Below are 24,121 nucleotides of genomic sequence, written 5' to 3' on the forward strand. Positions count from 1 at the left end.
ATGAATGATGCGCAGGACGCCGAGGTCAGAACCGTCTCGGTGTCTCCTTCGTTTAGAAGGAAGCCATGGGTGCGCGCGCTGTCGGTGGTGTTGTCGGTGGCGCTTGCGGCCACCATGTTCGACGCATCGAGCTTGCGTGCGGCCGGCGAGGCGTTCGCAATGGACGGCCGGGCCGAACAAGCCGGTTTGTCCGACGAGGCGCCTGTTGGCGAAGGCGATCAGAGCGGCTCCAACGTTGGTTCGGAAGACCCGGCCGATTCGCCGCAGGACGATTCCTCGCCCGATGCGGAGGAAGGAGGGGAGGGCGTCGATGGTGGCGCCGGTGCGGTGAGCGACCCAGACGCATCGGATGATGAGACGCAAGGCGATCAATCCGCCGAGAGCGCGGGCTCGACCGAAGAGGCCCTTCCTTCTGCCGACGACGGATTCGCTGACGAGCCGACCGAGGTCGACGATACGGCGGAGGAGGAAGCTGACGAGCCGACCGAGGCCGACTTCCTGCCCGAAGGCCTCGTGGAGGCCGCTTCGGTGCTCCCTCGAAAGCCTGAAGGGCTTGCTCAGGCAGACGAGGCTGCCAAAGCGGACCCCAGCTTCGTTGCCCCCGCTGATCGGGTGGGTCTTGCGCTTTCCGCCTACGGCTCTCCGCAGGATGCCGAAGGCGTGTTCCTCGCAAAGGGCACGCATGTGCGGACGAGGCTCGACCTTGGTTATCTGGCCAAGTCGCTCGAGGGAGGTCATTTGGGCGGCGCGTTCGAAGGAGATGCGCTTGCCCTGCATATCGAAGCTCCGTATCTGTATCGCGGCGAGGCGGGCGAGGCGGTGCGGACGCTTTCCCGCGAAACGTGGATGCTCCACGGGGGAGAGGAGTCGGGTGCTCGCGCGGCGCTGTTCTCGGAGGGAGTGCCCGCAGGGTGGTCTGTGTGGACCGAGCACGATGGCGCGTACCTCAGGCGAAGCGATGCCGATCTGCGCGCGGGCGTGAGCGGCCATGTGGTGCTGCGTTACGAAGGCGATGCCGACCATCCGCGCGCGTTCGATGCCGATGCCGTGTTGCCGCAGATTGAGGCGGGCGTCGTGGGCGAGGGTTTCGCGGGCGAGCGCATAGGTGTGACGTTCTCGCTGGAGGCGTACTCGTTCACCAGCGCACAGGGCGACGTCGTGTATGGCACGGTCTCGCATCGCGTTGAAAACGCGCTCTCTCTGCGCAGCGACGAGAGTGCCATGAGAGTGCGAGCTGCATGGGCAGAGGGTCCGTCGGCGGGCTCCGTTGCCGTCGGGGGCTGCGGTTGGGCGACGGGCGTTGTGGAGGTGTCGGTGCCTTCAGGCGCTCCCGCCGTCGATGCGGTCGAGGTGTTCGCAGGCTCTGCCGCCCAGGCGGCGCGCGCAGATGGGCCTGCCGCGGTGGTTCTCGACGTGACGGGGTTGTCCGCCGAGGCGGTGGCTGCGCTTGATCCCGCCGATCCTTCGACGTGGCAGGACCAAGGTGCACAAGCGCTCGATGTCTCTGTCGATGAAGCGGGCATGGTGCGCGCTTCGCTTCAGGGCGGCATGGCACCGGGCTCTTCGGTGCGCCTGTGGGCGGCCTATCCGTTTGACGAAGGGTCGTTGGTTGTCGAAAGCGCTGAGGCCTACCGTCCCGTCCCGCTTGTCGCGGGCGCGCAAGCGCACCTCGGCGTTGGCTCTGCGGCCGTTTCGTGCGCCGACGAGGATGCTTCCCAGGTTGCGTTCGTTGCCGAAGCTCCTGAAGACGAGGCTCCCGAAGGCGAAGCCTCCGATGGCGAGGTTTCCGGGGACGGCGCGCTCGAGGGCGAGGAATCGGTCGTCGATGGCGACGGCGCCGAAGAGCCGCAGGGCGGCGACAGCGCCATCGTGCAAGACGACCCCTTCGGCATGGGCGCGCATGGGCCGATGAGGAAAGATAACCAGCTCGACTTCGTCGGTCTTATCCGCCCCTTGGCAGAGGGGTACCTCGACAGCAACCTGTTGCGTCCCGAAGTGAGCGTGGTCACCTCTGCCCTCCATGTGGGCAACAACCAGTTCCTGGTGCGCAGCACCGATAGCGCAGAGTTCAACGTGTCGGCCCCTCCCGGCTTCACGGAGGGCTATTTAGGCGGCGGCGACAATAGCAACGAGTGGGCCGCGCGTGCCACCGACATACGCCTGAACATTCCCTTCCTTTACGTGGGCCCGGGCGGCGGCGTGATGGAGACGTACGACGAGGACGAATGGCGGGAGAATCTCGACAAATACGGCGGCTCGGCCGACAACCCCATGAAGATCGCGCTGATGCCCAAGATGGACATCCTGAACGTTTGGGACATCTACCGCATCCAGAGCAACGGCGTCCAGATCAAGGTCGATCGCGAGGATTTCGAAGCTGGCGGGAAGTACGAGAACGGCATCACGGGCGAGTATCTCCTGCGCTTCCGGGGAGGCAGGAGCGACTATCGTTTGGACAGGCAGACATGGATGAGCCCGTCGTTCAGCGTGGCGTTCTCGGGCAGCATTCCCGAGAACGCCGGCGGCACGGTGGAGATGGGCTACACCTATCGCGCTTACACCAACGCAGCGGGCGAGACCGTTACGGGCGAGGTGACGGCCGGCCCGGGCGGTACCTATGACGGACGCTTCCTGCAGGCGACGTTCATCCGCACGAACCTTGAATGGGAGACCGAGATAGAAACGATGAGCGAGCCCGTTCTGTGGGATCGTTATAATTATGCGGTGTACAAGGTGACCACCACCAACACCTCGTCCACGCAAGACAGCCTGATCGATTACCTCGGTTACTTCCTCAAGCCCACCAGCGAGGCGTTTGACCATCGGGGCGTGCTCCAGCAAGACCTGATGGCTTGGGAGTACAAGGGCGATGGCGTGCCGCCCGAGCAGAACAGCGACTTCGACCCGACGAACGGGAAGACCTACGTGGGCGTTCCCAAACAGGGCGGTGTTTTGCTGTACGACACCACCGGGTGGACCCAAGAGCAGTACGATCAGGTGGACATGGAGTCCTTCTCGAACGTGGACGCGCTGGGCATGGAGGAGATCCCCTATCAGACGGGCGGCCAGGCCGGTCAGATCGCGTTTCAGGTGGAGGAGCCCGAGGGCGAGTTGACCAGCGGGACCGGCACCGACGCCTATCCCGAGGGCCCGCACGAGTCGCATACGGTTCTGGTCGCCATTCCCTACACCACCAACATTCCCGACTACAGCCCGGTGATGTTGAAGGACGAAACGACGGTGTACTTCGGCCAGCGCGGAGAAAACGACTACTCTTGGACGCAGGAGTTCGAACGAGAGTCGGGTTTCGTGAAGCCGGAATCTTCGTTCGAGTACGAAAAATATGCTGTGAAGTGGGACACCGGAGCGGATCTGTACGAAGCAGAGGGCCGCTTGGGCTATCTTAGCAGCTACCATATCAAGAACGTGCGCACCGCAGGCAACATGCCCATCGTGGGCACCAGCTTGGACACCACGTACGGTGCGGTGCTCAATGACGATCTGCCCGACGATTTTTGGCTGGGGAACGTTGAGGTGTCCATACAGGATCCTCACTTGACCGACCCCGAGCAGCAGTCTGCGGATATTGCCACGTGGTTCGATGTATCGAGCGGAAGCAGGGTCGTGCAATTCGAAGTGCAAGAATCCGATGGGTCCACCAGCTGGGTGCCGCTCGAGATGCCCGTAAGGCAGGAGCCGGCGTCGGGCGACACGGCGTCGGTGTGGCGCTTGGGCGGAGATGACCGCGAGACGAGCATCGCCGAAATGCTGGAGGAGCAAGGCATTGCGGCGGTTCCCGGAAGGGCGTATCCCGAGGGCGAGAAGCCGTCGCGCACCTTCACCGGCAACCTGCGGTTCCTGTTCGCGTCGTCCATTCCGGCCGAGATGGAGCTTCCTGTCGATCTGACCGTGAGTGGCTACATGCTCAATCCCGGCAACGGCGAGGAGCAAGTGCGCTATCCGAACACCGTGAAAGCCGACTTCGGTCAGAAGCGGTGGGTGGTGGGCACCGTCGACGGCGGCAATGAGTACCAGGCCATGCCGTTCGAAGGCGAGGAGTCCACGGGCACGCTAGTGTCCATCTCTCCCGTGAAGCCGCAGGTGGAGGCATTTGCCTACGGAAACGGCTCCGATCCCGACGACGGTACGCAAACCTTCGAGAAGGTCGCCGATGCGCCGTTGTCCGAATTGCGGTCGGGGTGGCGATTCCATGCGGAGAACGCGTCGCCTTCAATGATAGAGACAGGGTATTTGGAAATCGGCCCCATGCCGGCAGAGGTTCACGGTGGGGCCAATGTGGGCTTTGAGGCCTCGCGTGTGACGTTGAGCGCAGCGTTGTTCAAAAACGCCCAGGTGTCGGGTGTGACTTTGAGCTCTCTGAATTCGGCAGGACAGGAGCCTGCGCAGACGACGATCCCCGTCGACACGTTGCTCGAAAACTACCTTGATGCCGAGTCCGGCAACGTTATCGTTCCTCGAGACGCGTGGGGAGGAGGCTACCTGTCGGGCGTGCGCGTCGATTTCTCCCAGTTCGCCGGAGGGGTCGATAAGGACGACGGGGCTTGGGTGGATGTGTTCGGCGCGCCGAGCATGGTGCGCGAGATAGAGCTTTCGGCAACGCTGTCATCGGCCTACTCCAATCCCGAGTGGGATCGAAAGGGGTCTGACTCCGCCACGTTGAACGTGGTGACGATCGAGCCGAAACTGAAGGTATCTCATGGATGGAGCCAAGATGGCGGCGCGACCCAGACGACGGCGGTCCCGTATCGTTGGGGTCAGGGCGAAGGCGAGGACGCGTGGTACGAGTACACGCTGGAAAACGCGTCGAGCTCGGCTGCGCGCAACGTGAACATCGACGCGACGCTTGACACCGTGAAGGTCGAGCAGGACGGCACCGAGCGAGGTTTCTTGCTTTCGGAGATCGAGATCCCCGGATTCGGAACGTCGTTGGACGATCACCCATCGGGCGTGATCGCGGGCATCGATTTGTACGACAGCTCGCAGGAAGTGACGGGCGATGCGGCGACCGATCCCGATCCGGTCAAGTCGTTCTCGTCGGACGACCTTGCGAGCTTCCTCGGCGACGACGGCACGCTGCGCATCGCGGCTTCCGCATGGGAGGGCGCAGGTCTGGTGAAAACCGTGCGGGTTCGCTACGACCGTCTGAACTCCTCCTTCTCCGTTGAGCAAGGAACGCAGCTGACCATGCGTTTGCACGGCAGCGCCCAAACGCATGGCTCGCTGATGGATGGGGGCGGTCACAAGTTCAGCGAGACGGCGCCTACGACGATGCACTTCTATCCTTTGGAGGACATCTACGGCCCCGATGTGAACGTGAGGGCCTCGCACAGCATGCCCATCCAGCCGTTTGAGGCGCAGGTCTCCGGTGTGGCGTACAAGCCCGTCGGCGTGTTGCCGAACGAGGACAGTTCCGCCGAAGCCAACGAGGTGGAGATAGCCAACAAGGCGAGGGGAGCGGAGTACCGCTTTACGGTGAAGAACTCCGGACTCGCCCGCTCCGACGACGCCACGGTGAGCATCGTGCTTGACAGCGTGAGCGACAAGCTGACGGACATCGAGGGCGTGCGGGGCTTCAAAGCTGACAAGGTCGTTTTCAACGAAGGGCTGCTTTCGTTTGGCTCGAGCGCCGAAAATTCTGGCGAGAGCGCGTTTGTCGGGGCGTCGTTCACGTTCATGAACGAGGACGGCACGCTGCCCGAAGAGCCCAATGTTCATCTTGGCGCCGATGACGATGCGTGGAAGACGGATGCGGACGGCACGCGTTCGGTCGATCTTGCCGCGGGCGCGTTCGCCGATTATGCCGACCTGTACCTGAAGCAGATCGACCTGGAGTACACGGACGTCGATCCGCAAGTCGAAGGGCGCGAGATAGGTGTAGTCGTTGGTGGCCAGATCAACTGGTACAACAATGCGGACAACGCCGAGAAGCTCACCGCCACCACGAAGGCGACTCAGCATGGCACATACGATACGGCGGGCTCGTTCGCGGGCGCTGCGACCTTTAACGTGCCGCGTCCGGCGCTCGAGCTGCATACGTATGGGCGCTATGTCGAGCAGGACTACACCGAATCCGCCGAATCGGCTTCGGGCAACACCGACGGCGATCGCACCGTGACGACCGTGCCCTACGACCGCGACTTCACATTGTGGCTGAACCTGAGGAACGATCACCAGGTGTCGAGGCTCGATGACGTGGACGTGTCCGCGACGCTGCCCCTGTCGTTCGAGAAGGGCATCGCTCAGGGGGACGGCACCACGGCGGACGCTTGGACGGGTTTCCACACCACGCGCATCACGGTGGAGAGCGCGTTCATGAAAGCCTTTGCGGACGGCGAAGTTGGCGAGGTGGCGGTGACGGGCTACGCTCCCGAGGATGGCGCGAACGCCCAGGCCGAGGCACGCACCGTGGTGCTGCGTCCGGAAGAGGGGTACGAGGCGGCATCGGGCGTGCCGGCCGCCTTCGTCACCGACGGCGGCGTGCGCATCGATTTGGTCGATGAGAGGCTGGTCATCACCGAGCAACAGCTGCGAGAGCAGCTCGGCATCGGTTACGTGACGGGCTTCGAACTGCGTTCGTGGAGGAACATGCAGGAGTTGCATGTCGATGCCGATGCCCAGAACATCGTGTTCGATGGCTTCAGCGACGCGAACTTCGATCAGAGCGTCATCATGGGCGCCTCGTCGAAGAACCACCTGGAGGGCTTCCGCGACCACTTGCCGCAAGGCGATTCGTACACGATCACCCAGGCCGACAACTCGCGGGTGTACATGAGCAAGATGTACTACGACACGGTGAGCCGTGCGGCGTACAACGACGGTTCTTCCACGCGCGCCACCGAGCAGACGGCCGGTTCGTGGGACGAGGACCATTGGGGACATTCTTCCGGCGGTGAAACGAACGGATCGTTGGAGATTGGCTACAAGGCGCAAGGATCGTATCTGGCCGATTTTCGCCAGGTGCTGACCAGCCCCACGCCGTTGGGCGAATCGAGCAGCGTGATGCCGGAGTACGCTTGCTGCATGGAGCAGGGCCGTACGTACATTAACACGGACTATGACGGGTATCGGTACGAGCACCCCTACTACGAGACGATCGCGTCGAAGACCTACAATTCGGGCGCAACCATCGAGTTGACGCAGAAGCTGCCGGAAGACTACTTTGACGCATACTACGTGAAGGTCCGCTCGGCGGCGGTGCCGCACCTGCGCGGCATCCGCGTGAACTACGCCGACGGCACCTCCATGGACATCTCGGCCGAAGAGATAGCCGCGCAAGCCCAGACGCACGGGGCCGACTCGGTGGAGAAGGATGTCGACGGGCAGCCGTACTTCCGTCTGAACCTGCTGAAAAAGGGGCCGGAAGGGCAGCGCGAGCCCGATTTCGGCAGCGGGTCGCGCAGGGAGTACGCTTACAAGGACGCCTTCGAGGCGTACAGCGAAGAGGTGCAGCCGGGCAACGACATCGTTTCGAGCGTCACTTACACGATTGCCATCAACCAGAACCAGTTCGAAACGGGCGACAACCTCTACACCGACGGTTCGTGGGAGGCTGGCGAGGGCGGCGCGACCGCGGCCGTTCCCGACTTCGGCACATGGTACGGTTCAAGCCAGACCAACGAGACCGCATGGGTGAACAACATGGCGTTCGAGGTGACAGGGCGCTTTTATCGCGAATCGGGCCGCGACGAGGTGCCCGGGGCGAAGGAGATAGCGGCCATCACCTCGGTTGCGATGAAGGCAGGCGGCGAGTACTCGGGCAACGTGCGTCCCGGGGCGAAGGCCGTGGTTCGCTCCGATGCGCCGAACTCAAATGCGCGCGGCATGTGGTCGTACTGGGATAAGCATCGTTCCGGAGGGCGTTATCACACCCATGATCTTGCTCGTATGCAGCATCTGCGCAGCTACGCGAAGGTGAACATCCTCTCCGACGGCAACTTCGTGCGCAAGGGCGTGCACGATACGCTCACCATCGGGCGCGATTCAGACGAGAACGTGCGTTTCGCCGACGATGCGCACTTTTCGGTGTCGTTCTATCGCACGCATCCGACCGCTTACATGATGGACTCCGTCGGCACCGGTGCGACGACCAACGGGTTCTACAATTACGAATCCTCGGACTACCGTTGGCCCGACGATTGGGCAGGGCGCGTTTCGTTCGCCGACAGAGTGACGCTCTCCGACACCATGCCCGAGTGCTTCCCCAACGACGACTTGGAGTACTACGGCTTCCTGGGCACGGGCATTCAGTTCGTGCCGGGTTCGGGCGTGTCGAAACGCCTGGGCGTCGACTATCCCGATGCCAAGATCACGTTCAGGACGCAGAAGTGGGTGTCTAACGGCAACGGCTCGTACCAGGCCGATGCCGCGCAGGCTCGCACGTTGGTGGTGCGCAAAGACGGTGTCTACCAGCAGGACGCGAACGGGGACGAGCAGCCTGTCTCCGATTTCGGCCTTGAGGACATGTTCGCTCAGGCCGATGGCGAGGGCAATGCGTACATCCAGTTCGCGCGGCCCGATGAAAAGCCTGCGGGCGAGATACAGGCGCTTCTCGATGCGGGCAAGCAACCGCTGGTGCTGGACCTTGGCGAGAACGAGTTCATCGACAGCTACGAGATCGAACTGGGCAGCTATGCAGGCAGCGCTGATTACACCATCGAGACGGGCCGCGGCTACAACCCCGATACGGATGGAGACGAGTCGGGCATCGATTTGAAGGTGCTGGGCCGTCCTTACATCTATCGCGGTCAGGCCAATCCGCTCACGGGGAAGGTCACTGATGCCGACGATGCCGCGAACCACGTGGCGGCGCGCAGCTACTTCGACTATGCGCCCGACACGCCGGTCGCTTCTCCCGACCATAGGCTGACTTCCAGTTCGAGCAGCAACCACGTGGCAGACGACGAGGCGTACTTCCTGGGCTATCTCATTCCCTACGGATACAATTTCAGCTTGCAGACCGAGGGGAACGGGTCGAGCACCGTGTCGATGTACGATTATCAGAAAGACAACCTCACCCCGAACAAAGCCGTGTTCGAGGCTCGGTTCTGGAACATCGACGACGGCACGAGCGATCCCGACGATCAGCAGCGCGCGTCGCATATCAGCCACGTGAGGCTGGACGCGCAGATCGAGGACGGTTTCCGCCTGCAGAAGATATACGTGCCCCGACAGCTCATGCCGGGCGACGACCAGTGCCTCGATAATTGGTTCCGCCTGACCGGCCTGTCCTTCGTCTCCGCCAAGAGCGGCGGTTCCGTTTCGTTGCAGCAGCTAAGGGACGCCGGCGCGGTGTCCGCCGAGCCCAACGCCGAGGGCGCCTACGAGATCGACGTGGAGAAGTACCTGCGCGCCGACGTCGCAAAACGCTTGGCGGGCGAGGAGTCGGAAGGGCTGACGAGCACCTACAAGGCGGTGAGCGCCACCAACACGCTGCAGGGCGATGCGTGGGCGAGCGACAGCTATGTGAACCTCACTTACGAGAACCCGCAGGTGCGCAGCATCTCTCTGACGTTTGACTCGCCGAATGCCGACCGGGCGAAACCCGAGACGATGCTCGACGCAGGGCAGTATCTGGCCGCCGATCGCAACGGGGGAGACGACGCGACGAACTACGCCTTCAAATTCGACGGAGTGTTCGCCGACCGAAGCTCGGAGAAGTTCTCCAGTGCCGCCGAGACGGGCAACGATCCCGAGGCTGGCAATTGGGACGCTTCGTCCACTCCCACGTTCGGCAAGCAAGGGTGCAATTTCCCAGGCCAGACGTTCACCAACTCGCTTTCCGTGAGCGACGTGCAGACCAAAGACCCCAACGCCGATCTGTTGGAGCCCGCATATCGCGATCCCAACGCCGCATATTCTTTGCGCCATCTGCTGGGCACGATGGAAACGTCGGTTGAGCGCGGGCGCGAAGTGGAATTGCGGACTCTTGCGAGCACGGAAAGCGCGACGGATACCGGCGATGCTGTCACGGGCTCTCAGGCAAACGGCCCCGCTTCCGATGGGGAAGCGGAGCGCGATGCTGTCACGGATGTCGCCGCAACGGGCCTTTCGACTATTTTCGCCTACGACAACGACGATCGCTCCATCGCCTCTCCTACAAGCTATGCGCCCGACGCGCAGGCTGCTGGCAGCGGCGTGCCCGACGGGGCCCTGCATGCGGGCGACTACATCGAATACGAGCTGTACCTGGGGGCCGCAGACGACTCTTTGCTGCCGCTCGAGCATGTGGACGCGCGTTTCGAGACGAATCCCGGCGAGCGAATCGTGGGCTGGGAAGTGGCGAAGCAGCAAGGTTCGGACGGACGATGGGTCGAGCGCAACACCACGGAGGGCAACGACGGCAGGCCCTTGCCGGTGACGGCAACGATGACGAACGCGAGCGGAACGGTTTCGCGTCCGGCGCCGGCCGAGCGCGACCTTTCGCAGCAGACGGCGGTGCCCGCGTCGGCCGTCGAGATGGCGGACGCGGTGGGCAAGCGCCTGGCAGCGTTGTCCTTTGCCGATGCGGGTTCGGCGAACGGCGATTTCGGCACCGAAGGGGCTTCTGCCGATCCTTTGCCGCATGCGGCGACGGAAGGCTATGGGAACAATCGCAACCTCATCTTCTCACTGGGCCACGATGCGCGCGACGAAGAAGACCCCGACGTGCGTCTCGATCCCGATGCCACGCAAGTGCAGCCGGGAGAGGGCGTCTACATACGCGTGATCACCCAGGTGACCAACGAGCGCGAAGCGAACGCCAACTACGATGCGGAAGAGGGCGTCGCGTTCGATCCGGACGAGCCTTCGTATGCGGGAGGGGAGACGCGCGGTGATTTCTATGCGGTGGCGGCGCCCAAGCATGGTTTCACGCAGTATCTCATAGAGAACGCCCTCGGCAGCGCATACAGCATGACGGGCCAGCCCGAGGTGTTCGCCTCTTCCGACGATGTGGGTCGCTCCACGCGCGACGTCATCTATAAGCGCGGCATCGACAAGGATGTTCGATTCGACGGCAAGGGGCAGATGGGTGCGCAGGATTACTGGGCGTTCACGTTCTACAAGCATGCGAACCAAGCCACCCTCGCAGGCGAATTCACCGACGTGCTGTCCGACGGCTCGGCTGCCAACACCGACGGCAACCCCTTCCAGTTAACGGTGCAGAAGATCGCCAACAACACCTGGCACGCCACCGACATGACGGTGACGGTGAACTTCACCGACGCCCAGACTGCCGGGGGCAACCCGTCGGGCAGGGCCCATTTCGAGTTGATCGATACTCCGAAGCTGGCGAACGGCACGAAGGATGTGCGCGTGGGCGCCGATGGGCGTCCGATCGATCTGGACTATCCCGATACGCTGCCCGACAGCGTGAACGGGCCCGATCCAAACGACGCAGGCCGTCCCGACCTGTTGATCGAGTACTTCGACTCGCGCGCAAATGATGGCGCGGGCGAGTGGGTCACTTACGACAAGCTCGAGGCCTCCTACGGTGACGCTGCGCCCGACGAAACGGACCATCTGTCAAACGACGGCCTGTTCCGCGCTGTGACGGGCGTGCGCTGGACGTATTACGACGTTCCCGCCACCTCCAACGGCACCGCGCCGTTCGCGTTCGACGATGTGGCTTTGGTGGGCGTGGCGCGGTACCAGGACACGCGCAATCCGAATGGCGCTTCCACCACTGAGCAGCCCAATTCGTGGACGGGTGTCGACCGTGCGGATGTGGCCTACACGCATCGCCACAACGAAACCACCCAGCTCGATTTCACGAGTGTGGAGGATGGGCCGCAGAAAACTCCGGAGGTGAAGCACGGCCCTTGGCTCACGAAGTCGGACGGCGTGATCGCCGACACCGCGCAGACCTTCCGCCGTGCGCCGGTGATGACCTTCCAAAACCAGGTGTTCCAGACTGAGAGGGAGGCGGCGAGCGGCTACAACGTGAACGCGGCCCAGAAGCTGGGCTACGTTCCCGGCGAGCAGTTCTGGTACAAGGACACGTTGCGCAATGTGAAGAAGGGCACGAACCCCGGTGTCGACGAGCTTCAGGGAGAGCTGTACAATCCCGTGATCTACGAGCGCATTCCCACGCGGTACCTGAAAGCGCTCGGTGGCGAGGAGCTTACTGCCGAGTATCTGCAGCAGCAGCTTGCCTCGCGCATTCGTTGGACCGATGCGAGCGGGGCGTCGGTGTATGACGAGCGCACGAATGGCATGGTCTTGCAGGTGACCGCGGTTGATCAGGGCAACGCTTCCGACTTCGGCGGTGCGATGGTGTATCCGCGCTCGATGCAGGCGTACAACGCAGATCAGAGAGGCAAGCCGTTCTCCGATCTCGATCCGCGCGTATCGGGCGTGAGCGAAGAGACCGATTTCACGCTGTTCGCCATCACATGGGCGCCGACGTCTGAAGGAGAGGGCGGGAGCCTTCTTCCCGACGAGCAAGGGGAGCTCTTCCCCGCCGACGACGTGCGTCCCGGTAACACGCGCATGGAAGTGGGCGACACCATCGAGCTGTGGTTCCCCGTGAACGCGGCTCTCGACGGTTTGCCGCAGGTGTATGTGGATCTAGGCGATGGTTCGGCCACGGGCACTGCGGGTCAGGAACCCGCGTACTTCCCGCGCGTGGGCGAGTACTACTCGAATTACGGCACCGCCAAGCGCGTGAACCCCATTGCAAACGGCTCCTTCGGCGACGTGGACCCTGCCAAGCCGGTGCAGCGCGTGGACAACTCGGGGGCGCTCATGGACATGGACGCGCTCATGCACGACGCTGCGTTCTCGGGGGATCGTGCCGAGAAGACCGATCTGTGGGAGATGTTCGACGGATCGCTCACCTACATTCCCGGATCGAGCGACACATCGTCTTCCGGTTCGGGATACGGCAAGAGCGGTATGAACCGCGTCTATCTCGACGAGGACGCGAAGACCGCGCGCAACATGCAGGGGGTGCGCTACACCCCTCAGCCTAGAAGCGGCACGGTGTCGGTGGCGTCGGCGCAGCTGCCGGGCGACACGCGGTACGGCACGCCCTCGGACAACGGCAGCGCGTTCGGGCAGCAGGATGAATACGTGCGCGACTACTATCTGTTCGTCACCAAACCCCGCACCCAAGGCGACACATCGAACCCCACCGAGCGCTGGGGCAGCGACACGCCCTTGGTGTGGTCGGAGACTCGCGTGCATTTGCAGAAGGCGTGGCTCGCCACGGCCAGCGACTTCATTCCCAAAAACGAAGCCGGCAATTACAAGTCGACGCGCAAATACGAAGCGGGCCTCGATCCGCACGAGACATGGTACGACAGCGGGGTTTCGAACGAATCGCATTACATATGGAAGAACAAGGGCGTGGTGTACGGGCGCTATGCCACCACGTTGCAATACGGCCAGGATTTCACCACGCGTCTGCAGGCGTTGAACTACGGCGACCGCACGTTGGATGGCGTCGAGTTCCTCTACACCATGCCGCGCGGCGTGGAGCCGCTCATGAAAGACGGCAAGGTGGACGTGTCCGCCTCGGTGCTGGCGAGCGTCGGCAACCCATCGGGTTTCGATAGCGATCCGCAGGCACATGAGTCGTGGACGAGCATCAGTCCGGAGGACGTCGAGGTGGAAGTGGTGCAGACGCCCTACGGCGACTACCAAGGATACGATGCCCCTAGCGATCCGCAAGATCCGGCACGTTACCGCCAAGGCGCCAAACCGGTGAACGACGATTTGTCCGCCGACACGAGCGAGTCGACCTACGAGAGCGTGAGGGCGCAGGAGGCCGATATCCATAGCGAGTCGTACGCGGAAAGCTCGCAGCCATGGGTGTTGAAGATCACGGTCAAAAGCGATCTGGGGAAATGGTTCGGACGCGCCATCGACACCGCTTCGCACAACACCGCCGATGCCGACGGTTACTCCGACGGCGGCTACAAGATCAACGTGGACATTGCCTCGCACGTGTTCGCGAACAACATGAACGGCGCATGGTACGACCGCGTGCTGACGCGTCCCTGCGACGTGCGGGAGGCGACCGGCGCCGACACGGCGTCGGGTGAACTGCCCAGCAAGTCGAGCGCTTACTACCAGCTGTTCGACGTGGATCATTTCGAGGGTCGCAATGCCGACAGCTCCATGAGGGACCTCCAGGTGTTCGGCATGGACTGGATGTTCAGCATGCGGTATCAGACCTCCTCAGGCTCTTGGCTCAATTCCAAATGGGATCTAACGTATGGTTCGCCCAACATGCCCTCGGTGGATGGCTACACCGTGCAGAACAACACGATGGTGGTAACCGACGAGGCTCCGATGGGCGAGAAGGCCGTCAATGGCGCTGACGGCGTGGCCTGGGACAAAGCGTACAAGGACGGCACGTCGCCGTATGCGCAGACGGGCACCCGCGCCCTCATGCGCAAGCCGCTTGTGCGCACATGGAACAGCATGGGGGCCGATGGCGTGACCGGGCCCTCCTCCGATTACTATCTTGCGCTCGAGGACGCGGGTCAGCTGAACGTCCATGTGGAGAACCGCTATTGGTGGGACTCGTACGCCTATAGCGACGAAGAGGGCGGATACGAGCGGCGCTATCACAACTACGCGATGGACGGCGGTCAGAGGGGCGATCTGGTTTTGCCCGAGGTCACCGTGGTGCTGCCCTACGGTGTCGCTCCGCGCAAGGCGTCAACCGGCATGCCGTTCTCATTCACGCCCGATGTTCCCCAGCCGATGGCATCCGAGGATTGGAACCTGGCTTACACGCTCAACGCCACCGCCGACACGCGCGACCAGGTGGCGCAAAACGAGCCGGCCGAGCAAAAGGACGCCGATTTCGATGCTGTGGTTACCTACGAGCTGGTGACGCCCGAGGACGGCGGCGAGCCGGAGTACCGCTTCGTCGTGCGCTTCTCAGCGAAGGGCGGCGATGCGAACGACTATGCGACCAGCGCGTCGCAAAACGATGTGCTGGAGGGCTATGGCACCACCGCCGGCAACACCGATCAGCGCATCGTGTCGGGCGGCATGGACACGTTCAAGTTCGACATCGTGGCCTATGACGAGCCGAAGAGGGTCGAAGGGAAGGACGAGACGACCCGCACTTTCCAAAACGTTCGCACCTACGTGGCCAGCGGGATGCACGGCTATGACTTCCTGCAGGACACCGACATCAGCGGCAATCCTTATACGGTGGGCGCACCAGCGCGCTGGCGTGCGAATCGCGTGAACGACTGGGAGCATGACAAGCGCCTCGATGCGCAGCAAGCCTGCTACTGCCCGGAGAGGAGCGGTGGCGATTACTCCGATCTGGGCAACAACCACATAGACGACGATCCCGACATCGAAAACGGCGTGACGGTGGGCGTGATCCCCTACGATGCGATGTCCGATGGCGCGCAGACCCGCGAAGGGTTCCCCACCAGCACCCTGCCGGGATTCAACGGATTCTACACCGAGCTTGCCAGCATGACGCCCATCTCGAACGTGATGAACGGCAAGGAGGTCGCGACCAACAAGGAGCCGATCGACTGCACGAACGCCGGCATGCCGCTTGAGGACTACGCGTTTAACGGGGACAAAGCGCTTTCCATCGAAGGCACGCAGGGCCTTAACCGCAACGATGGCGCGGTGACGGCAGACGGATTCGCGCGCAAAGCGACGGGAAGGGCCGATCAGCGTCCCGACGAAGGCGTGTATTCGGCGTTGAAGCTGCGGGCGCAGTATCCGTCGATGTGGGCCGAATACGAAGTGGAGGCCGATCCTGCCGATCGTCCCACCGATGCCGACGGCGAGGTGCCCGAATCCGGTCCCTCCGCGTCTACGGGCGAGGGCGCCATCGAGGACGAAGTGCTCGATGCCGACGGCGGCAAGACCGGCGAGGACGAGAAGTCGTGGGAATACTCGGACGAGGTATGGTTCGCCTCTTCGGTGACCAACGGGCTGCCCGACGGCGCCACGCTGGCTCAGAAGGGCGATGTCAAGCATGCGAAGCTGGTGTTCTCCTTCCGTCTGCCGCGTCAGGTGACCTTCTATGGCGGGGATGCGCTGACCGATGCCGCCACCGGGGACGGGATGACGAACTACGCGGATTACGACGGCGACGACTATCCCTTCTACGTGGAGCGCTCCTACACCGATCGCCATAACGGCAACACGCGTTCTTACGAGAAGCTCACGCCGAAGGATCTGCGAAAGCTGGGTTGGACGGTGAAGATCACCACGCAGCCCGACTGGGGTGAGAACTCGTACAGCCAAGGCGACTACGCCAAGCCCGACCAGGACGATCCGGGCGACATGCCCGACGATCCCACGGTGAAGCCCTTCGATCACGAAGGCGAGCGGGTCGTTATCGAGCTGGCGCCGCCCGACGATGCCTCCGACGAGGAGTTCGAAACCTACAATACGCTGCTCGAGGCGTACTGGAAGGGCGTGCGCGCCGACGGCTTCTTCGGTGTGGACGATAAGGTGACTTTGAAGCTGCGTTGCCGCATCGACAACACAGGCGGCGTCGACGATGCCATCGAAGGCCAGGCGGAGACCTATCGGGAGCAGCTCGAGCAGTTCCGGACATGGCACGCGGCGGCCTCCGAGGCCTACGTGACCACGCATGAGCGTGCGGGCGAGTGGCTTGCGACGGAAGCCGGCTGGACGCATCTTTACGCCGATGGGCGCACGGACTCCAAGAACGTGCGGCCGGCCGAGGCGACAGGCGACGTGACGGTGGTGGATTTCGCCGCCCAGAACGCCGATCGCTTCACCTACAACCGCCGAGCGCAGGATAGCGCTGAGCAGGTGGATGACGGCGGCACGCCCGACGATCCCACCGACGACGTGGTCACGCCCGCGGTCGACTACGACAACGACGGCGTGTTCGACGACCTTTACACCACGGCGACGTCGGGCACGTTCAAGATCCGCAAGCCCAGCGTGAGCGTGCGCGCCGATACCGTGCTGCCGCGCCGCCTGGTGGTCGATCCCGACTTCGGAGTGTCCATCGCCGACGATTCGTATCAAGGCGGCAACAACGAATTCATGGTGACGCAGGCCATCAACACGGGCGCTGCGGTGAACAGCTTTGTGCTGGACTGGCAGGTGCCGTACTGGGCGACGCTGGCCGGGACGACCGACACTCCGTTCGGCGATCCTGCCAAGCCCACCGCGCGCACGCAGCCCAACGTCGTTACCGCCAGCTCCGGCGTGTGGGAGGTTCCCGATGCCGAGTGGAGCGCTTATGTGAACGAGGCTGGCGAACCCTGCGACGCGTCTGCCGAAGGCGCACGTCGCGCCCCCGACGCCGAGCCGGAAAACGAGGCGGCCGAAACCGAGATGCGGCTGCGCGTCTATGTGTTCGCTCGCGTGACCAGCCACGAACCTTCCGAGCATCCCAACGGCTTCGAAGAGCAGAACGGGCCGGAATACATTGATCATGAGAACTTCGCCTTGCCCGGCATGGACGCCGATCGCGACTACTGGTACGGCGAGGACGACGCGGAAGGCGACGGGAACAACGCCGACGTCGAGCAGGGCACCTGGATTCAGGTGGGCGATCCGAACGGCTACGCGGTGGCCGACAAGCAGAATTGCCAGATCGACCTCGAGGGGTGCCGCGAGGGCGACCAGGATATCCGCCAGATCCGCTGGGTGGTGAAAGCGGGCGATCTCGATGACGCCGCCGCCTCCATCGAGACGCCGGTTCCCCACGGGTTCCGCCTCGACGTGGACGCAGTGCCCTTCGACGGCACGAACGACGAGACGGTGGCGGCCACCACGGGCGACCAGGAGGCCGACGATCTCGATCCGGCGCGCGTGAACATAGGCTGGGAATGGCAGAAAGACGAGCCGGGCGAGGATCCCGACGGCGACGGCAGCATCTACCGCTACGACGACGCGGGTCGCAAGCTGCTGGTGTCCGAGGCGCCCATGCCCGACTCCGTGAAGAACAACGGGCTTTTGGTGGTGTGCCAAACCTATTTGCTGGAGGATCTGCACGCCTTGTCGGACCGTCCGCTTTACGACGCGAAGCTGAGCGGCGGCGAAGTTGTGCCGTTTGAGGGCGGAGAAGAGCGTGAGGATGAGGGTGGATCCTCGTCGCTTTCCCCGCATCTGAACCATTTCGTGAGCGCGGTGCCGCGCTACGACGACACGAAGTACGTCGAGACGGAGCGTTCGCGCGCCGGCTTCTATCGCAGCGAAGAGCTGCCTTATCTGAAGTTCGAGATCACGCAGGCGTATTTCAGCGGGTCGGGAGGCACCTCGTACGCATGGTCGACCGCCAGGCCCCTCATCGATATGGGCACCTCGCGGATGATGCGGTTCAGCCTGAAGCTGACCAACCTCTCGCCCGAGCAGCTCGAGACGCTCAACCGTGCCGACGACAGCTCCAAAGTGGACTTCTGCACCAATCCGCAGCTGTCCACGATGCTGCCGTTCGTCGAGGGGTTCGGCGCCGCGGGAGCCATGAGCGACGAGACGTTCAAGTATGTTGATGCACAAGAGGCGGCCAGTTCCGATTGTCCGTTGAACCTGGGCTACGAGACTGAGGCGAAATACGAAAAGCAGCCTGTGCTGGATGACGAAGGGAACCCCGTCTACGACGATGAGGGCAACCAGATCTTCCAAGATGTGCTGGTGCAGGCCGCCCCGAACCTAGACGATGCCACGCCTTTGTGGTCGTATCGCGTGGTGGACGTCTCCGACGATCTCGAAACTGAGGAAACTGTGCCCGCTGCCGAAGCCGACCTGGGTATCCCGTACGAGGAGCCTGGCATCGGAAAGGGCTTGCTCGTCGAGGACAAGCTGGGCTCCATCGAAAGCGAGTACAATCGCAAGTTCATGAATTGGCGATTCTCCAAGAAGTGGAGCGGCGGGGCCTCAGACGGCCAGGACGACGAGGATTCGATCATGCGCGGCAGGCTCGAACAGGGGCAGGCCGTGGTGGTGGACTTCATGATGCCCTTGAGCGAAGGTGCTAATGCGGCCATGTCGAACGACATGCTGTCAACTTCGGGGTACGGCTTCAAAGAGGGCGCGTACAACGCTTATGTGCCCAGCCCGAACGATCCGGGCGATGCGGCCGACTTTGCGGGCAAGATTGGCCTGGAGCACGATTCGCGCGATGTGAACCTAGACGGCATGACCGACCAGAAGATGATCGCGCAACGCCTCGATGCCATCGGGTTTGTGGCTAACGAGGATCTGAGGCAGTCGAAGCTGTCTTCCAGCCAAATCGACACGGGCTTCAGCAAGGACGCGAACGGTCCGGTGGCGGTGCCCGAGGGCACTTCGTACACGTACGAGACCGCAGCGGTGAACACCGGTCTGGACGAGAACTACGAGCGCAACTACGTGCGCACTGTGCTGTACGACGTACTGCCGTTCCTAGGGGATACGGAGGTGAAGAACACCCAGAACGGCGAGCCGGTCCGGCGCGAATCGCAGTGGAACGGTTGGCTGCAGGATCTCGACTCCGTCAAGATGATTCAGTTCAGCAGCATGGACGCTGCCGGCGACGGCAACGATCAGGGACGCGTGCTGTCCGACGACGAGGCCACGATCTGGGTCGGCCCCATCGCCACGCAGGGCGACACGCTGGTCCCGCTGACCGAGGACAAGGTGCCGCTGCTGAACGATATGCCCGACGACACCACGCGAACCACGTGGTTCAACGAGCGGCGCGATGCTGCGACCGGACCCGATAAGCTGCGGCAGGACAACTTCGTTCCGCTCGAGGAGCTGAAGGCGTATTGCGCCGCGCATCCCGACGAAGCCGATAAGCTGACGAAGGCAGTTCGCGCCCTTTGGGGCCAGGTGAACGAGGATACGATCTATGTGCCGCGCCAGGGTTCGGTGAAACTGGTGTACGATCTGCGCGCTCCGCTAAACCTGCCCAAGTACGTGGGCGATCTGACGGGCGATCCGTCTTACGATTTGGACAACGATCCGGAGAACCCCGATCAGAACCCCGGATTCGACGACCGTTTGGCCGAAACGGTGCAGTGGAACACGTTCGTGAGCCGCGTGAACCGCAATGGAGCGAGCGAGGAGTCGGACAGGACGGCCTCGCTCATAGAGAACGTGACGGCGGGCGCTTTCGTCGACGCGCCCGAAGAGCGCGGCTACATCGGCGATTACGTGTGGATCGATCCCGATTGGGACGGATTGCAAAACGATACCGAAGGCGAGGAGGCGACGGATCTTCTAGGGCGGGCCACCACCTATCACCGTGCGGGCAACGGACGCTACCTGCTGGCCACCGACAAGGTGATCGATCCTGACACCGGTGCGTGGACCGGGCTGTTCGGAGACGGCGAGCCGGTCGCTCCTCTGTACCGTGACGTTGACTACGATTCCGAGCCCGAGGATCCGGGTGTGAACGGTGTGAAGGTGGAGCTGCTCAACGAGTACGGCTTGCCAGTGAACCGCGATGGCGAGGCGGTGGCGCAGGTCAACGACGAGTGGACCAACAACGAGGACCGCTGGGTGGTGTGCGATCCCGAGACGGGCGAGCCCATCCGCTACAGCGATCCGGGCGGCTACAAGGCGGCGGAAGCGGGCGGGCCCTACTCCTTCGTGACCGAGTCCGACTACTTCGGCAACCAGGGGTACTACATACTGTCCAATTTGGCGCCAGGCGCGTACAAGCTGCGGTTCACCTTCCCGAAGGAGTATGCCGACTACTCGCTGACCACGCGCGAGATAGGTCCCACTTCCGACGAGCTTGCGCAGTTGGGAGAGGACGAGTCTGCTTACACGCGCACGGGCATGGAGGTGGAGCGTGTTGCCGACGATCCGTCCACGTCCGACGTGGACGAGACGGCGCTTGTGGCCACCACCGTCGATCCCATCAAAGTGGAGCCGATGTCCTATGACGAGGAGGCGTTCTCGCAGGGGCTGACGAGCGATCCCGTGCATGCGGTCTACGACGCATGCATGACCAGTTACGACGTGGGCATCGCGCGTCCGGTCACCTACGAGGGCACGGTGTACCGCGACGACATGTTGAAGTCGGGGCAGGAGGTTGATCCCGAGCAGATCAACGGCGTGTTGGACACCACCGGGCTCGACAAGGGCTCGCCCGACCCCATGCGCTCGGGGACGCCGAACGCCGAGAAGCGCCTAGGCGCCATGACCGTGGCCGCGCACGAGTACGATCCCGCAACCGACGAGGTGGATCCCGAGCCGGCCATCGACGCCGAGGGCAACCCCGCAGTGTGCGAAACAGCTGCCGATCCCGATCCGGATGCGGGCAATTTCTCGTTCCGTCTGAAAACGGGTCGCTACTATGTTGTGACTTGCGAAGATTCCACGGGAACGCGCCTTTTGAAGCCCACGCTGTACACTTGGGCCCAAGATCCGCTCGCTTATCCGGCCAACGAGTCGGACGTGTGGGACAACGACCTTCTCATTTCGGACGGAAGGGGCGTGACGCGGCCGTTCGAGGCCGTGGTGCCGGTGGATGGTTCGGGCTCGGCGGTGTACGAGGACCCCGCGAACCCGTGGAAGGGCTACAAGCACTATCGTAAGATGGCGCTGGGCTGGATCGACGGCACCAAGGGCTATCTGGGCAACTACGTGTGGAACGACGCGAACTACGATGGCGTGCAGAACGCGCTCGAAGAAGGCGTGCAGAACGTGCCGGTGGTGCTGGAGCGGTACTGGTGGAATCCCGAGGCGGAGGTTGCTGAAAGCGGCGACGGCTCGACGGATGCGCGGGCTGCGGGCGGCGCATGGGAGCTCGTGCCCGACCAAGAGCCGCTGCGCGCCGAAACGACCATGGTCACGGGCGAGTACGTGTTCAAGAGCATTCCCACCTACGTGGCCGATCCGAACGCCGATCCGAGCATCCCCGAGGATGATCGCCGGAAGTTCTTGGCGGGCTATCGTCTGCGCATCGACCAGTCCGCGTTGGCGGCGCTCGAACGCGATTGGGGGGTCACGCTGCGTGCACGCGCGTTCTCCAGCGACGGCTCGCATGATCGCGAGCTGGATTCCGACGCGAGCACGCAGGCGGTTGTCGGCTCGGTCGACGGCGAAAACGCTTACTATTTGAACGAGGAGGGTTCGCTTGAGGGGGCAAGCACTTCATTCGATTCGATGATCGTCATCGCGGGCGGGCGGACGGACCAAAGCGTCGCCGAGAACGTGGTTGCCATCGAGCGCGACGGACAGAAGCTCGAGTACGATCTGTCGAACGCTCAACGCGTGGACGAATGGGACGTGGGGCTGGTGGAAGTGCCCGTCTCGCAGATCTCCGGCCGCGTGTGGAACGACGTGAACTACGATGGTTTGCAGGCGCGCGATGAGAACGGCGCATGGGACGAATCCGAGCCGGGCATCGCAGGCCAGCAGGTGAACTTGACGCAGTGGTACTTCGATCCCGAGAGGACGAACGAAGCCGATGGCGGAAGCCATTGGTTCCAGAACGCGTCGTTCGGGGCCGATGCGCGCACGACCGGGATTGTCACCGGCGGCACGGCATCCAACGGCGTGGTGTCGGTGCGCACTTCCGATGATGGCTCCTATGTGTTCGACAATCTGCCGACGGCTTACACGGCGTCAGACGGCGGGCACTATCTTGCGGCCTACCGCGTGTCGCTCGAAGAGCTGAACCGCGACGAGTCCGGCACGTGGCTGCTGACGCGCTACCACAAGGGCGAGGCGGCCGGCGATGAGAAGCTCGATTCCGACGTTGCCGACCCGACGACGCTCGCCATTACCGATCGGGAGGGCTTCGACGCCTCCGATCGGAATGCGGGCACACGTCCGCTTGACGGCCAGGTGATCGTGGCGGGCAAGGTGTCCGCCGACAAGCAGGATCCTGCGCAAGCTTCGCAGGTGACAGTGCCTGCCGCCGAAGCGCCTGATAGCCAAGAGACCAGCTACGACTGGCTTGAGGCGCGTGTGAACGACGAAGGCGCGGCCCAGGTGGACGGTGGCGACGTGGGGCAGCTGGCCCCGCCCATGCGGAGCATCGTAGGCATGGTGTGGAACGATGCCGACTTCGACGGCGTGCAGGATCTGGCGGCCGATGTCGAGACCGCGTCTGTCGAGAAGGGCCTGAACGGCGTGAGCGTGACGCTCGAGCGCTACGTGCCCGATCCGAATGACGACGACGGCGACGGAGACGGCTGGAAGCGTGACGAGGCATGGGGCGATTGGGAAGCCTACGACGCCAATCCGTCTGCGGGTTTCGTCGGCCATCCCGAACACACGGTGCTCACGTCCAACGCCGCCGATGCGGTCGGCGAGGTGCACGACGGTGTGTACCGCTTCGACAACCTGCCCAGCCAAGGTCGCGACGGCGCGGGCGATCCGGTGGTGTACGCCTACCGCGTGCGCGCAACCGACATTCGCCTGCTCGATCATGCGCGCCCCGACAGCTTGATGGTGACTCGTTTGAAGCAGGGCGACGACCGATTCGCCGATTCGGATGCGCGTTTCGCCGACGGATACATGATGGATGTCGATGGCGGCGAATACGACGTGCTGCTTGACGAGCGCGACGCCGAATCGGAGTCTTGGAACATAGTGGAAAGGCTGCCTCACTCCTGCAATCCGAACCAGGCGGAGGCGGTGGCGCCCGACGAAGCGGGCTTGATCGCCTACGATCTGGCGAAGGGCGCGGATCGTGCGCATAATGATGCGGGCGTGAAGGAGGTGCCCGTCCAGAAGATATCCGGAACGTTGTGGAACGATGCCGACCATGACGGCTTGATGGGCGATGACGAGGACGGGCTTGCGGGCAAGCGCGTGCTGCTCAAAGCGTGGCGCTTCGACGGGCAGGCGTGGCACCGCGCCGAGGATGCCGATGCCAGCGTGCTGACGCAGGCGGGGGCAGGCGGAGGTGCCGTCTCGGCGGGTGCGGGCTTTTTCGAGTTCGCCGGCTTGCCGACGCTGCTTCCCGGCGACGATGGCGCGCCGAACTTGGCGGGCTACACGCTGGAGGCGAGCGGCGATCCGGACGACGAAGGGCTTTCCGGTGCGGCGGTAACGCCGATGCAGATGGATACGCCCGATGCCGACGCGTCCAACTCCAAAGCGCATCGCGCAAGCGACGCCGCATGGGCTAACGGCGAGTTGGGGCTTGCTTATGAAGAAGGGTCGTATCCGTTACGCCGCCTCGATGACGACGGAGTGGATT

Annotated in this window: 1 protein-coding gene (only partly in view); it reads left to right on the forward strand. The window is 63.3% G+C overall.

What is annotated here, in order from left to right; translation table 11 throughout:
• Window positions 1–24,121 carry the 5' portion of a hypothetical protein gene (locus B5F40_RS09045; RefSeq protein ID WP_140396465.1) on the forward strand. The gene runs 5,354 nt beyond the window's last position, so 24,121 of the gene's 29,475 nt are visible here — the first part of the coding sequence; it begins with the start codon at window positions 1–3; its stop codon lies beyond the right edge, outside the window.

This window comes from Gordonibacter sp. An230, from assembly GCF_002159915.1.
GTDB lineage: Bacteria > Actinomycetota > Coriobacteriia > Coriobacteriales > Eggerthellaceae > Rubneribacter.